Genomic DNA, 13,266 nt, shown 5'->3' on the forward strand with positions numbered 1-13,266 from the left:
GCCGGATGAATGAGGCACCCATGCAGACCTACACCTACCGCCTCGGCGAATCCGCCGAACCGATCACCATGCGCCAGGACGACGGCACGCCCTATGACCTCTCCGGCTGCAGCGTGCAGATCGCCGTCGAGACTGGCCCGACCTGCCTGATCGTCCCGGTCCAGATCCCGGACCCGCTGCTCGGCACGATCATGCCCGATACGGCCGTGCTCGACACGCTGACGCCGCGGGCGCGTCGCGCGTCCATTCACATCACCTGGTCCGAGGGCTCGAAGGACAGTTCGCCGGATTTCGCCCTCAATATCGTGGAGGCCTGCTGATGATCCTCAACTTCGGCACGCAGGCCCGGCCGGCCGGCCTCTCGACGCTCGAACAGGTGATGCAGATCCGGGACCAGGCTGTCGCGGCCGCCAAGACCGCAGCAGATGATGCGGTGGCGGACGTCGGACGCCGCGCGGATGATGCGGTCACGGCAGCTGAGCAAGCGAGCAGGGACGCGGCCGAGGCGTCCCAAAGGATCGTAGATGCGGCGGCAACAGCGGGGTCAGGTATCAGCTCTGCGTCGCTCAGCCCAAGCACTCGTGCCTTGACGCTTAACCGGCCGCTTATGCCCTCCGTCGTGGTGCCGTTGGAGCCAGAGTTCCGCGGCTTCACCGCGACGGAATACGCCACAAGGGATGAAGCGCTGGCAGCGAAACCACCGACGAAGGCAAAATTCCTCTGGGTGAACGGCCTTCTGTATCAGCGGGACTCGTCCGGCGCGGCCTTGCAGGTGGCAGACGGGACAAAGTGGTCCCCTGCGATTAACTGCACGCCGATGCACTTCGGTGCTGTCGGCGACGGAGTGGCTGACGACACAGTTCCCATCGAGAAGGCCCTAGAGTGGATGGGCGCGGCAGACGGTCGTCCACAGTTGCTGGACGGCCTGAACAAGTTCTACGCTCTCTCCAGGACGATCGCGCCGACGGGCTTCCGGGAGCGATCCTTTCGGTTCGCCAATATCAAGCCGCACAGCACCTGGGTTTCCCGCTGGCCCGGCGATGGTAACAGCATCTGGCCGATCTCGGGTCCCAATGGCATCGTCGCCGCCTTCGGCTCCGTGCTTAAGCCCGGCGAGATCGCATCCCCTAAGCCGGAAGACTATGCCACCTATCCCTTCTTCTACCTCGGTGTCGGCCTGGGCGGCTTCACGCTGGACACGATTTCCTTCGATGGCCGCGATGCCAACAAGCAGCCCGCCGCAGATTTCGTGCTGTATCACGGCGGCTCCAACACGCTCAGCCGCCTGAAAGGACGCGGTTGCGCAAACTTTGGCGTCTGGGTCGCGGGAGGCACAGACGGCGCGGCGCAGGACCTGAAGATTTCTCAGTGGAACCTGACCGACGTCGAGAACGGCCAGCATGCCAAACGTACGGCCGCCGCCCTCGTTCTCGGCACCGGTGACATCACCTGGCGCAACAACATCGGCCGCTACTGCAAATACCCGCTGGTCGTCTACGGTACCGGGGCGAGCCAGCTGATCGGCGACCACTATTATAACGGCGCCCGCGACGGCGATGTTCTGACCACGGGAAAGACCTATGGCCGACTGGTCTATAAGGGCGCCTTCCCGGTGTTTTCTGACTGCTACACGGACAAGTGCATCTCGCGCTTTGAAGAGCCGCGGGTCCAGGACAGAAATACCCGCCACCTGACCTCCGGCGCGGCAATCAACGATCCGTTCTATTACGAGCTGGTGCCCCGGGCCCCAAACACGAAGCTCAACGGCCTCATGATCGTCAACGGGGATTTTCAGGGGACGAAGACGGGCAACAGCGACAGCCTACTGCCGGGCGACTTCTTCCGCATCGATGCCTGGGGCTCCCACAACTACTTTGTCGGCCCAGCGCAGATGGTGGTCGCGGATAACGTCTACCACGTCGGAACGAATGCTGGAGTGAGCGTGCCATCGACCCGAGGCACAGTTGTCCAACGGGTTCTTCCCACTACCTGGGCTGCGTCGAGCGGTGCGTACAAGAGCGGGATCGTTGAACTGGCCGACCGTCTGTTCCTTCCGAACGCGCTCGACTACAGCATCGTCTATTCCGTGAGCGCATCCTCGACACAGGCCTCGGCACCCTACGCTTTGCCCAACATCCGAATGCAGCGGCTCGGACGAACCCAGGTGCAGTTCTGGTGCGACACCAACCCGGACGTGCATATCAACATCATGTGGCACTCGGTGGGGCAGTCATTGTCCTGAGGAGGAATAGGGCTGTCCATGCCGCGGCGGGACCTTCGAGACCTCGCGCCCTCTGACCCAAGTCCGGGGTGGGCGCAAACCGGCGCCTCCAAGGCGATGTCACTTGGCGCAGGGCTCCTGGCTCACTATAGGGTCGAGGCGTCGTATCGCAGGCGCGTAGCGCTAACGGTATGCTGCGCACCTGATAGATTTTATGTCGCCGTCTGGAGCGGGCATGAAGAAACTCATTTTGCACATCGGCCAGTACAAGACTGGCAGCACTTCGATTCAGAAGACGCTCGATCATAATCGTGCCCGTTTGATCGATCACGGCATCCTTTATCCCGAAACTGGTTGCCGCAAGTGGCAGCACGGAGCGCTGATAAGGGGCCTCAAGAATGAGTTTCACAAGGACCTGCCGGGTTCGTTCGACTCTGCGCCGTTACTGGAGGAAATCGGAACCTCGGGCTGCAAGCACGTGATCATCAGTTGCGAAGGGATCTCGGGCGGTCGCATCACGCACATGGACCCGCCGTTGGTCGAACATTTGCTCCGCCGCTTGGGCGATTTAACCGAAGGCTGGGACACCACGGTTGTGTGGTACTATCGGCGCCAGGACGATGCGATCGAAAGCCGTATTATTCAGACCGTGAAGGGCAAGATCGCGGTGTCTCGGCCCGACCCCGAGAGTTATATGAAACTCGGCGAAGCGCTGGACTATTCGTTCTTTCAATCGGTTGTGCAAAGGGCGCTGCCACAAGCAAAAATTGTGCCGCGGTGTTTTTCGCGAGCATTGCTGGCGGAAGGCGATGTCGTGCGCGATTTCTGCAATATCGCGGGCATCGGCGAAGCGCTAGGCCCCGAGCACATCATCGAGGGTAATGTTAGCCCGACAGCTTCCAGTGTTGGCCTGCAACTGGCACTGAACCTGCTGATAGGGGCCGGTTACAATGTCGACCCGATCATTCGCAACATCCGCCGCATGGGCAACCAAGAGGTCGGAGAGAAGGCAAGCGTCTTTGGTCCGGAAACGCGCCGGGAGATCATGGAGTTCTTCGCTGAGAGCAACGCCAAGTTCATCAAAGAACACGTCCCCGCAGAAGACCGGGAAAAGGTCGCCGCGCACTTCAGCACGCCCGTCAGCCAGCGGCCGAAAAATGTCACCGTTAGCGCTGAAGTGCTGGCGCGCGCACTTATGCAAGCTGGCGCGGCGATCACATTCGATACCGTCAAGACGCGGCGTGCGCCTCAATGAGGTCAATATAGAATGAAGTTTAAATGGCCGCGAACCAGCTAGCACCTGGCGCCGTCTCAAGATCCTTAGTGGCCAATTCTAAAGAAACCCGCCCCGTTTTCAGGAGGCGGGTTTCGCATTTGAGGTCGGCGGGCCGAGATCGCCCCTGCCGCGAAGGAGGAAGCATGACCAACATCGAGAACAAGATCACGCTCGACAACATGCTGACCGGCCATGCTTAGCCGCATCCGCTGGTTCACCAAATTCCCCGAGCGCAAGCTGGAGTTCGGCCTTGCGTTCTACACGCTCGGGCTCGGGCTCTGGCTGGCCCGGCCCGGCCTTTCCTTCAGCGGCAGTGCCGGCTTCTCCGGCGTCACCAGCATCATGCGAGAGGATTATTGGGCGGCGCTGTTCATCTGCGTCGGCAGCCTCCATGCCTACGCGCTGCACATCAACGGCCGGGCGGCGTGGACGCCCTTCGCCCGGCTCGTCGCGCTGTTCGTGAACGGCCTGGTCCTGTTCAACCTTGCCTTCGGCTTCTGGCTCTACACGCCCCTTTCCTCGGGGGTCTACACCTACGGCTTCATGGCGTTCGGGTTCTGCGGGATGGCGATCTACGCCGCAGCCAAGGATTGCGGCCGGGAAATTGCGATCTGGCGGAGCCGCGTGAATGGATAAGGAACACCTGCAGGCAATCGGTACCATTGTCGGCGCGCTCGGGGCCGCTGTCCTCGCCGGGTTCGCGGCCGTGCGGCAAGCGATGAAGCCCGCCGCCCCGCCGCCTGAGCGACCGCCGACGGTGAACGAGACCAAGGCCGCGCTTGAGACGCTGCGCGACCGGATCGACCACGGCCACAGCATTGCCGAGGAAGACCGGCGAGACATGTCGCGGCAACTGGACCGGCTGGAACGCCTCATGCAGCGTGCCGACGACCGGCTGGAGCGCATCGAGGACCGGATGGTGTCCGACACGCGGCTGGGCACCGCCATCGCCCGGCTGGGTCGGCCAGAGTGACCCACTGGCGCATCTCGGCAGCGTTCGGGCTGCTGCTGACCGGGCGGCCGATTCCTATCTGCGCAATTGCCTACGCTGCCCCAAACTGCGCCGCACGGCGGGCCTTCATCCGCGCCACTGACTGGTGGTTCTGCGAGGACCAGCACGCCCGCCGCATCTGGCTGACGTGGCGCGTGGGCCGGGCGATCCGCGCCGCCGTCTAAGGCCCGTCTAACATCCGTCTAATGCTGCCCGCCCTGACCGGCGGGCTTTTTCATGTCTGGAGCCATATCCATGCGAGGCAATTTCGACGCGTGTCTGGCCGAAACCCTCAAGCATGAGGGCGGCTGGGCGGAAAGGCGGGGTCTTTTTCCTATCTGGACAAGAGCCGCGCCGCAGCTTCGTCCGGCTCCATGCCCTTGTATCGCACATAGTTGTGGAGCGTTTTGTAGTTCACGCCCTTGAGGGCAGCGAAGTCCTTTAGGATCATCTTTTTGCCGTCGTGCTCTACCAGCACATTATCGGTCCTTGTTCTCGCCTGCTGCGAAGTGGTGGCCCACCGGCAGTTATCCGGGCGATATCCGTCATCAGGGTTGATCCGATCAATAGACTTTCCGGGCGGGCACTCGCCCATGTCTCCAAGAAACGTCTCAAAGTCTCGACTCCACTCGGGGCACATTTGAATGCCGCGACCACCATAGATGGAAAACTTGGGATCGTTCGGGTTCTCGCAGCGAGACTTTGCGTGCCTGTAGCACTTGAGGGTTCGGCTTTCCTTCCTGCCGACCTGATGCCCGTGCCGCAGTGACCGGGCGGCGATATCTTCTGCCTTTTTGCATCCGCAACTGCGCGTGTGTGAGTGCCTGACGTTCTCTAGGCGACACTCATAATCGTTCCCGCAGTCACATCGCCAAAGCCAAAACGTCTTTCCGCGAACGGGCGGAAGACGGCGAACCGCTACGAGCCGTCCATACCGCTCGCCGGTGATGTCGATAGCCGCAACCATTCCAACACCTCACTTCGTGACACAAGGACAGTCTACCATGCGAGGAAACTTCGAGGAATGCCTTTCTGAGGTTCTCAAGCACGAGGGCGGATACGTCAACGATCCGCGCGACCCAGGCGGGGAAACCAACATGGGCATTTCCCGCCGAACTTACCCCAACGAGAACATCAAGGGCATGACCCGCGCCCGCGCCGCTGTCCTTTACCGGCGCGACTTCTGGGACGCCGTGCAGGGCGACGCGCTGCCGCCCGGGCTGGATCTGGTGGCCTTCGACGGTGCAGTCAACAGCGGGCCCCGGCGGGGCGCGGAGTGGCTGCAAGCGGGAATCGGCGGGCTCGAGATCGACGGCAAGATTGGCCAGCGCACTCTGATCGCCGCGACCGAGACCCCCGCTGTCGTCGCGATCGACCGTGCCTGCGACGCGCGTCTGGCCTTCCTGCGCCGGCTCGGCACCTGGCCGCACTTCGGCGTGGGCTGGAGCCGCCGCGTTGCCGCCGTGCGCGCCCGCGCGCTCCAGATGGCCTCTCAGCGGCCTTTGCCGCGTCCCACGCCTGATCCCGCAGCGCAACCTGCCGCCCAGACCAGTTTCTGGGCGTGGCTGACCCGTATCTTCGGAGCATAACATGACTCACCTGATCCTCGAATGGCTGCAGCCGGCCCTCACCCTCATTATCGAGGCCGGCGCGGCCGCTGTCCTCACTCTGCTGGCCCGCTATATCCCGCTGGTGGCGCGCCTCTACTCCGACCAGCGGAACCGAGACGCGCTGCACAAGGCGATCGACACCGGCGTCGACCGGGCGCTCGCCGCAGGCGAGCTTGCCGTTGGCACTGTGCCCGGCGTGGCGGCAATCGACCTCGCGCTGTCCTATGTCGAGAAGTCGGTGCCCGGCGCGATCAAGCACTTCTTCAAGACGAACGCGGACGCGGCGCGGGACCAGATCACCCAGATGATCGTGGCCAAGATGGGCGCGAAGGCAGCACCGATGCCGGTAGCCGTCGAGGCGGGCGATCCGCTCGCCGAGGCGTTGACCGAGGCGATGGCTATCAGAAACTAAACCGGCCGCTCTGGCGCGCCGGGCGGACGCATTCCGGGCACGGTCGTCTCGCGCATCACCGTCATGGAGATCGCCCCGCGCCGGTCGCACACGCTGCACCGGGCGCGGGCAAGCCGCTCGTCTCGGGGCCGCCACGGGCCGGAGGGCAGTTCCACCTCACCCACATGACCGCACCCGCACTCGAATCGAATCCAGTGCCCTCCGGCGAGGGGCCGAGCGCTCAGGTCGTGCATTTATCCCTCGATCGGCTCGGGGGCGGCGCGATCCAGGAGAACGTCAGGTGATATTCTCGGCAACTGCTGCAACCAAGTCGCCGGCGTGAGCTTCGTCCATCACCACTGGCTGCAAGGGACTGGCGCGCAGAAACTCGACCATTTTACGGTACCGAGGCATGAGTGACTGAATCGAGGGTTTTCCCGTCACAAAGTAGGGGCGCACCTTGCCCTCACATTCTGCGATCCCCTGTAGACGCCCAGCCCACTTAGCGGCCTTATCCATCATGCGCTCTTCATCAGCGGAGTCGAATGAAAGTGGCTGTATCACATGCCACACACCGTTCTGAATGGCGTGTTCAAACTCGATCGCCGCGAACTTAGAGCGCACTACATGAGGCTGCAAACGATCATGCAGCTCGGCGATTTCTAACTTTCGTCGAACGCTCTCGAAGACCATTTCATCAGTGCGAACCTCTCGCCCCGCCGCTTTGTCATATCGTCCGACAAACCGAGCATAAACCTTCTCCAAGGCGGCTTCAGGGTCATCGGCGACACCCGATCCCGTCATGCCCCATGACAGGCTGCTATCGTCAGGAATGAGTACCTTTCGGCCAATGTCGATCGCGCTGCCACTGGGCATCAACAGTCCTGAGGCGGCTGCGATTTTGTCGAAGCGTCGTTCCAAGGCCTTCACTGCGTCACGCAGCGCCCCGTGGTTCAGATCGGGGTAGGCGTTTGCGAGTCGCCCTTGACCTGTCCGGGCTTTGAGCTTCAGGAATCGCGCACCCTCACTGAGCAGCAGCACACCCGCGTTCAGCGCCTCGCCGACCCAGACGTCGTGGCGGTACTGTAAAACTGCGTAAGAGTAGGCATGCTTGGTCATCGGTCGAAATTATGCTCTATGTTGGCGACGATTGCGTCCACGTTTGCCACTGCCTCCGCCGTATAGTGGGCAATCCGCGAAGCTGCTACCTTGTTCCAGCAGCCGGGAACATCATCAGCGATAAGGGCGAAGGTGTCGTCCGGCAAGGCCCTCCACAGTCCTGCCGCTGCCGCGAAGTTCACGTGGGTCTTGGGGCGCAGCTTTGGCCAGAGAGGGTGCATCTCGTACTCCCCCGCATGATTTTCAACACCTCCAAGGTGCCAGGGTATCTTATGATAGTCGCGTTCGACATCTGTCCCGGTCGCAGCAACAAAGGCTTCCCCGTGATCAATCATCAAGAACTGATCACCTTTGACGAGCAAGTTGGGGTTGGCTGCGCATCTGTCCCAATTCTGCACAATTGTATCGAAAAGGTATATCGCCGCTGCCAGTTGCAGTTTGTCCCGCGCAACCGACATGGAGTCGCTCCACTCGAACCAGCCAGCGCCACCGCTGAGCGAGCCGAATAGAATTTGCGGCCCCTGCCTCAACCGTCGCCAAACGCCGAGAGCGCTCGGTCGAGCTGTTCGATCTAATGCTTCAAAGGCATATTTGTCTCGTTGCTTCCGGCCGTGGATTCGCGCCGCGCGACCGACCGTAGACCGCCGCGGATCGTCCGACTAGAGGGGCTCCGGCTCCGCGGGCAGGGTTTCAAGGGTGATACACTCTCTGGCGCAACCCATTGATTTATCAAGGCGCGCTTTTCCCGCGTGATACAGGGCAACCCATTGAGACTGCTGCTCTCTTGCAATCCTGCCGGGGTCGCCAGCCCGCGGATCAGAAGCGCAAATGAAAAGGCCGGGGAAAATCCCCGGCCTTCGTTCTGTGCGATTTAAGGTACGGATCAGTTGCGCTGGCCCATGAAGCTGAGCAGGAACTGGAACAGGTTCAGGAAGTCCAGGTACAACTGCAGCGCGCCCATGATGGCAGCCTTGCCGAGGAAATCGCTGTCGGTGTTCGCCAGCTCCAGGTAGGCGCGCTTGATGTTCTGCGTGTCGAACGCGGTCAGCGCGGCGAACAGCAGCACGCCAATTGCCGAGATCGCCATCTGCATCGCCGGCGAGCGCAGGAACAGGTTCACCACCATCGCGACGATCAGGCCGATCACACCCATCACGAGGAAGGTGCCAAAGCCCGACAGGTCACGCTTGGTCGTATAACCGTAGAGTGACAGGCCGGCGAAGGCGATCGCTGTGACCAGGAAGGTCTGTACCACCGAATAGCCGGTGTAGATCAGCAGGATCGAGCTGAGCGATAGGCCCATCATCGCCGAAAAGGCGTAGAACATTGTCGTCGCGGCAGAGATCGACAGGCGATTCAGCGCAGCGCCGAATGCCATGACCATCGCCAGCGGGGCGAAGATGATGACCCACTTGAGGGGCGAGGCGTAGATAGCGCGACCGAAGTCGGTCAGCGTGCGACCCTGATCAGTATCGATGACTGCCAGCCCGTTGATCGCCCACGCGGCGAGTGCGGTGATGGCCATGCCCGTGGCCATCAGGCCATAGACCTTGTTCATATGGGCGCGCAGCCCCTCGTCGTAGACCGCCCCGCGCGTGCCCACCTGAGGCTGGCGGATCGTGTTGTATTCGGCCATGAGCAAATGCCCTCCGGATGTCCGTCATGGGTGTCACGGGGGCGGCCCTCTGGGCCGTCCGCTTGCGGACAATATCGGTGTAGCCGTCTGAAAATTCAACGCCGCCTGGCTGACAAACGCGTTGGCACCTCATCTTTTGCCCGGGCCGGCAGTTCTGCAGGCATAGGTTGAAGGCGGGGTTCCGCCGGCCGGCGTTGTTAACACTTGTTAATCCCTATTCAGTCGGGCACCCCGCAAGGTGAGTTAACCTGTTCATGCCTTTCACCGCTGGCTGATTCGCATGAATCTGGGGACCTTTTGGCGGCGCGAGGCATCCGTGGACGGCACCCGTCACGGTTGTTGACCTAATTTAATGTTAAGGACCTGTATATTTCGGCAGGTTCACGCCAGTTCACTGTTTTTTTCCTCGCTGGCACACAGGACCAGCGCTACCCACCTCAGCAGCGGGTGAGGAAGTGAGATGACACACAACGTAGATGTTCATGTAGGTAAGCGCATCCGGCATCGCCGCTGGATGATCGACATGACGCAGCAGCAGTTGGCCGAGAAGGTCGGGATCAAGTTCCAGCAGATCCAGAAATACGAGACGGGTGCGAACCGCGTCTCGGCCTCCCGCCTTTGGGACATTGCCCACGCGCTGGAGGTTCCGGTGTCCTTCTGTTTCGAGGGCCTGGAAACCGGCGGCGTCCCGACCGGTCGGATCGAGGGTGATATCCTCGCCGACAAGGAAGCGCTGCAGCTGGTGCGTGCGTATTACGCGATGCCCGAGGCCCAGCGCCGCCAGATTTTCGAGCTGGCACGGGTCCTATCCGACGCCGCCTGACACCGGGCGGCTCGGACAGAAAACCCGGCCCCGCGAGGGGTCGGGTTTCTTTGTTCGCGCCCTGGTCCTCTGGCCTGCGGCGCGCTTTGCGGTTAGACCGCCGGCGCGCGCAATCGGGATCGGGGGCCTGGCATGGATGATGACGCAGCCGACATCGTCGCTACCGCTCACGCGCTGGCGGATGCCGCGCGGGCACAGACCCTGCCGCTGTTTCGCAGCCCGGCGCTGAAGCCGGACAACAAGCTGACGAAGGGCTATGACCCGGTCACCGAGGCTGACCGCGCGGCCGAGCGTGCCATGCGCGACATCCTGGCCGTGCGCCGGCCGCACGATGCCATCATCGGCGAGGAATACGGTGCGGCCCCTGGCACTAGCGGGATGACCTGGGTGCTGGATCCGATCGACGGCACCCGCGCCTTCATCAGCGGCGCGCCCAGTTGGGGCACCCTGATCGGCGTGACGGACAGCGATGGCCAAGCGCTGTTCGGCCTAGTCGACCAGCCCTTCACCGACGAGCGATTTGCCGGCGGGCTGCAGGTGGCCGAGGTGACGGGCCCTCGCGGCCGCCATCCGCTGCGCGTCCGCACCGACGTCGATCTGGCGGACGCCATCCTGATGACGACCTTTCCCGAACTCTCGGGCGTGGGCGCGGCGGCAGCCTTTGCCCGTGTCGCGGGCGCAGTCCGACTGACGCGCTATGGCCTTGATTGCTATGCCTATGCGTTGCTGGCCGCCGGGCATGTCGATCTGGTGGTCGAATCCGGATTGCAGACCTATGACGTCGTAGCACCCATCGCCGTGATCCGCGCCGCCGGCGGGATCGTCACCGACTGGCAGGGCGGCCCGGCCGAGCCGGGCGGCCAGATCATCGCTGCCGCCAGTCCCGCCCTGCATGCCGCGGCCCTGCACCTGCTGGGTGCCCAGTGAACGACCGCGCCCCGCAGACCGCCGAGGCCGAGGACGAGGACGACTTCGCCCCCTCGCGGGCCGAAGTCGTGGCCATCGAAGCCGCTGTTGACGCCGATGACGGCCCGCAGTTGGATGCCCTGCTGGAGCCGCTGCACGCCGCCGACATCGCAGACATCATCGAGCAGCTGACCCCGACGCGGCGGCGCGCCTTGCTGCGACTCTATTCCGGCGAGATCGACGGCGAGATCCTGTCCGAGATCGACGAAGCCATCCGCGAGGAGGTGATCGACGCACTGCCCCGCGAGGTGGTCGCCGAGGCCGTCCGCGAGATGGACACCGACGATGTCGTCGACCTGGTCGAGGACCTCGACGCCCCGGACCGGGCCGAGATCCTCGCCGCGCTCGACGAATCCGACCGCGCCGCGGTCGAACAGTCGCTGGCTTGGCCCGAATATTCGGCCGGCCGCCTGATGCAATCCGAGGTGGTGACCGCGCCCGGCCACTGGACCGTGGGCGAGACCATCGACTACCTGCGCCGCGAGGAAGAGCTGCCGGACCAGTTCTACCATGTGGTTCTGGTGGATCCTCGCCGCCATCCAACGGGCTATGTGACGCTGGGCCGGCTGCTGAGTTCCGCGCGCAACGTCCGTCTGGCCGACATCACCGAGGACAGCTTTCGCACCATCGACGCCGACGAGTACGAGGGCGACGTCGCCTATGCGTTCAACCAGTACCACCTGATCTCGGCGCCGGTCGTCGACTCTCACGACCGGCTGGTCGGCATCATCACCATCGATGACGCCATGGCCGTGCTGGACGAGGAGCACGAGGAGGACATGCTGAAGCTCGCCGGTGTGGGCGAGGAGAGCCATGTCACCGACAACGCAATTCAGACCGCGCGGCAACGCCTGCCGTGGCTGGTGGTCAACCTGTTTACTGCCTCGCTGTCGGCCCTCGTCATCTCGCGGTTCGAACACACCATCACCTCGCTGGTGACGCTGGCGGCGCTGATGCCCATCGTCGCTTCGACCGGCGGCATCGCCGGCACGCAGTCGCTGGCGGTGGCAGTGCGTGCGCTTGCCACACGCGACCTGACCAGCGGCAACGCCCGCCGCGTCGTCCTGCGCGAATTGCTGGCGGGCATGCTGAACGGCCTCGGGCTCGCCCTCATCCTCGGGCTCGGGGGCAGTCTGCTGTTCGGCAGCCCCTGGCTGGGCGTGGTCCTGGCGGGCGCGATGATCGTGAACCAGATCGTCGCGGCACTCGGGGGCGTTCTGGTGCCGCTGACGCTGAGCCGTCTGGGCCTCGACCCGGCGCTCGCCTCGGGGACATTCGTGACGACGCTGACCGATGTCATGGGCTTCTTTGCCTTCCTGTCGCTCGCGACATGGATCCTTCTCTGAAATCCGCGCTGCGGGCGCAGGCATTGGCCGCCCGGGCCGCGGTGCAAAACCGCGACGTAGCAGAGGCGGCGATGAATGCGCATCTTGCGGCGCTGCTGGCGCGCCATCCGGAGGTCGTGGTCGCAGGCTATGTTCCGATGCGCGGCGAGGCCGATCCGCGCCCCGCGCTTTCCGGGCACAGCGGTCCCGTCTGCCTGCCCGTCGTGATGGCCCCGGCGGCGCCGCTTGCGTTTCGCCTCTGGCGTGGGGGCGATGCGCTGGAGGGGGGCGCCTTGGGGACCACCCACCCGCCCGAATCAGCCCCAGTTGTGACCCCAGATATTGTGGTGGTGCCCTTGGCCGGATTTGACGGGTCCGGGGGAAGGCTGGGCTATGGCGGCGGCTTCTATGACCGCACGCTAGCGCAACTGCGGCGCGCAGCCCCAGTGCTTGCAGTGGGATTCGCCTTCGAGGCGCAACGCCTGCCGCTGATTCCGGTCGAAGACACGGACGAGCCCCTTGATTTAATCGTCACACAATCCGGCTGCCACAGCATCGCCAGGGCGTGAGGACAGGTCTGGGGACAACTCCGGAACGACTCGCAAGGTGATGCCGCAAGCCCTTGCAACTGTTGGCGCGCGGCCTGTCCCGCCTTGTGGCGCCGTCTGTGGACCGCCGACCTGTCAACGAAAACCCTTCGCTAAAGTGCGAAAAATATTCGTTGCGATGGCTGCGCGAACGCGGCACTTAGTGTAAAAGGTTTACGGCACCACAAGATGTGGTGCGGACAAGCACCGACCCCTTCATCCGCCTACCGCATCCCATTGGGACGCGGCCCCTTCTGCTGACGGCAGAGGCGGGGTGGACTTTGGGCCGGTGCAGCGGGTGGCGGCACATGGCGAACAGCC

General features: G+C 63.4%; 15 protein-coding genes. 12 read left to right on the forward strand and 3 right to left on the reverse strand.

Going from position 1 to position 13,266, the window contains the following annotated elements:
• The first annotated feature begins 20 nt into the window (after positions 1 to 20).
• The 8 genes from DRW48_RS10575 to DRW48_RS10615 all read left to right on the forward strand — a co-directional run bounded on the left by DRW48_RS10575 (position 21) and on the right by DRW48_RS10615 (position 6,510).
• Positions 21 to 320 (forward strand): hypothetical protein, encoded by a 300-nt coding sequence (locus DRW48_RS10575; protein WP_162784735.1) that lies wholly within the window; start codon positions 21 to 23, stop codon positions 318 to 320.
• Positions 320 to 2,242, forward strand: coding sequence for a hypothetical protein (locus DRW48_RS10580; protein WP_114076399.1), 1,923 nt, complete (start codon positions 320 to 322; stop codon positions 2,240 to 2,242). Before DRW48_RS10575 ends, DRW48_RS10580 begins: the two co-directional genes overlap by 1 nt.
• A gap of 214 nt (positions 2,243 to 2,456) precedes the next feature.
• Complete coding sequence (locus tag DRW48_RS10585; RefSeq protein ID WP_114076400.1) at positions 2,457 to 3,476, forward strand: hypothetical protein; 1,020 nt, start codon at positions 2,457 to 2,459, stop codon at positions 3,474 to 3,476.
• Positions 3,477 to 3,689: 213 nt separating this feature from the next.
• Entirely contained in the window at positions 3,690 to 4,133 is a 444-nt protein-coding gene (locus DRW48_RS10590) for a hypothetical protein (protein WP_114076401.1), read from the forward strand.
• A complete protein-coding gene (locus DRW48_RS10595) occupies positions 4,126 to 4,470 on the forward strand; it encodes a hypothetical protein (protein WP_114076402.1) in 345 nt (114 codons plus the stop codon). The genes DRW48_RS10590 and DRW48_RS10595 overlap by 8 nt, the downstream gene beginning before the upstream one ends.
• Positions 4,467 to 4,673, forward strand: coding sequence for a hypothetical protein (locus DRW48_RS10600; RefSeq protein ID WP_114076403.1), 207 nt, complete (start codon positions 4,467 to 4,469; stop codon positions 4,671 to 4,673). The genes DRW48_RS10595 and DRW48_RS10600 overlap by 4 nt, the downstream gene beginning before the upstream one ends.
• Positions 4,674 to 5,492: 819 nt before the next feature.
• On the forward strand, positions 5,493 to 6,077 hold the full coding sequence (locus DRW48_RS10610; protein ID WP_162784736.1) for a glycoside hydrolase family 108 protein: 585 nt from the start codon (positions 5,493 to 5,495) through the stop codon (positions 6,075 to 6,077).
• Position 6,078: 1 nt separating this feature from the next.
• Positions 6,079 to 6,510, forward strand: a complete 432-nt coding sequence (locus DRW48_RS10615; protein WP_114076406.1) for a hypothetical protein — start codon at positions 6,079 to 6,081, stop codon at positions 6,508 to 6,510.
• Positions 6,511 to 6,786: 276 nt separating this feature from the next.
• Here the strand turns inward: DRW48_RS10615 and DRW48_RS10620 are convergent, their stop codons facing one another.
• The 3 genes from DRW48_RS10620 to DRW48_RS10630 all read right to left on the reverse strand — a co-directional run bounded on the left by DRW48_RS10620 (position 6,787) and on the right by DRW48_RS10630 (position 9,244).
• A complete protein-coding gene (locus DRW48_RS10620; RefSeq protein ID WP_114076407.1) occupies positions 6,787 to 7,608 on the reverse strand; it encodes a DUF3037 domain-containing protein in 822 nt (273 codons plus the stop codon).
• The gene (locus DRW48_RS10625) at positions 7,605 to 8,066 is read right to left on the reverse strand and encodes a HipA family kinase (RefSeq protein ID WP_162784737.1); all 462 of its coding nucleotides are present in this window, start codon (positions 8,064 to 8,066) and stop codon (positions 7,605 to 7,607) included. The genes DRW48_RS10620 and DRW48_RS10625 overlap by 4 nt, the downstream gene beginning before the upstream one ends.
• Positions 8,067 to 8,491: 425 nt before the next feature.
• A complete protein-coding gene (locus DRW48_RS10630; RefSeq protein WP_114076409.1) occupies positions 8,492 to 9,244 on the reverse strand; it encodes a Bax inhibitor-1/YccA family protein in 753 nt (250 codons plus the stop codon).
• Positions 9,245 to 9,704: 460 nt separating this feature from the next.
• Here DRW48_RS10630 and DRW48_RS10635 point away from each other — a divergent pair, with 460 nt between their 5' ends.
• From DRW48_RS10635 to DRW48_RS10650, 4 genes are all read left to right on the forward strand, one after another.
• Positions 9,705 to 10,067, forward strand: coding sequence for a helix-turn-helix domain-containing protein (locus DRW48_RS10635; protein ID WP_114076410.1), 363 nt, complete (start codon positions 9,705 to 9,707; stop codon positions 10,065 to 10,067).
• A gap of 132 nt (positions 10,068 to 10,199) precedes the next feature.
• The gene (locus DRW48_RS10640) at positions 10,200 to 10,994 is read left to right on the forward strand and encodes an inositol monophosphatase family protein (protein ID WP_114076411.1); all 795 of its coding nucleotides are present in this window, start codon (positions 10,200 to 10,202) and stop codon (positions 10,992 to 10,994) included.
• Positions 10,991 to 12,379 (forward strand): magnesium transporter, encoded by a 1,389-nt coding sequence (gene mgtE, locus DRW48_RS10645; RefSeq protein WP_114076412.1) that lies wholly within the window; start codon positions 10,991 to 10,993, stop codon positions 12,377 to 12,379. The genes DRW48_RS10640 and mgtE overlap by 4 nt, the downstream gene beginning before the upstream one ends.
• Positions 12,364 to 12,927, forward strand: a complete 564-nt coding sequence (locus DRW48_RS10650; RefSeq protein WP_114076413.1) for a 5-formyltetrahydrofolate cyclo-ligase — start codon at positions 12,364 to 12,366, stop codon at positions 12,925 to 12,927. Before mgtE ends, DRW48_RS10650 begins: the two co-directional genes overlap by 16 nt.
• The last annotated feature ends 339 nt before the right edge of the window (positions 12,928 to 13,266 follow it).

Source organism: Paracoccus suum (assembly GCF_003324675.1).
Taxonomy (GTDB): Bacteria; Pseudomonadota; Alphaproteobacteria; order Rhodobacterales; family Rhodobacteraceae; genus Paracoccus; species Paracoccus suum.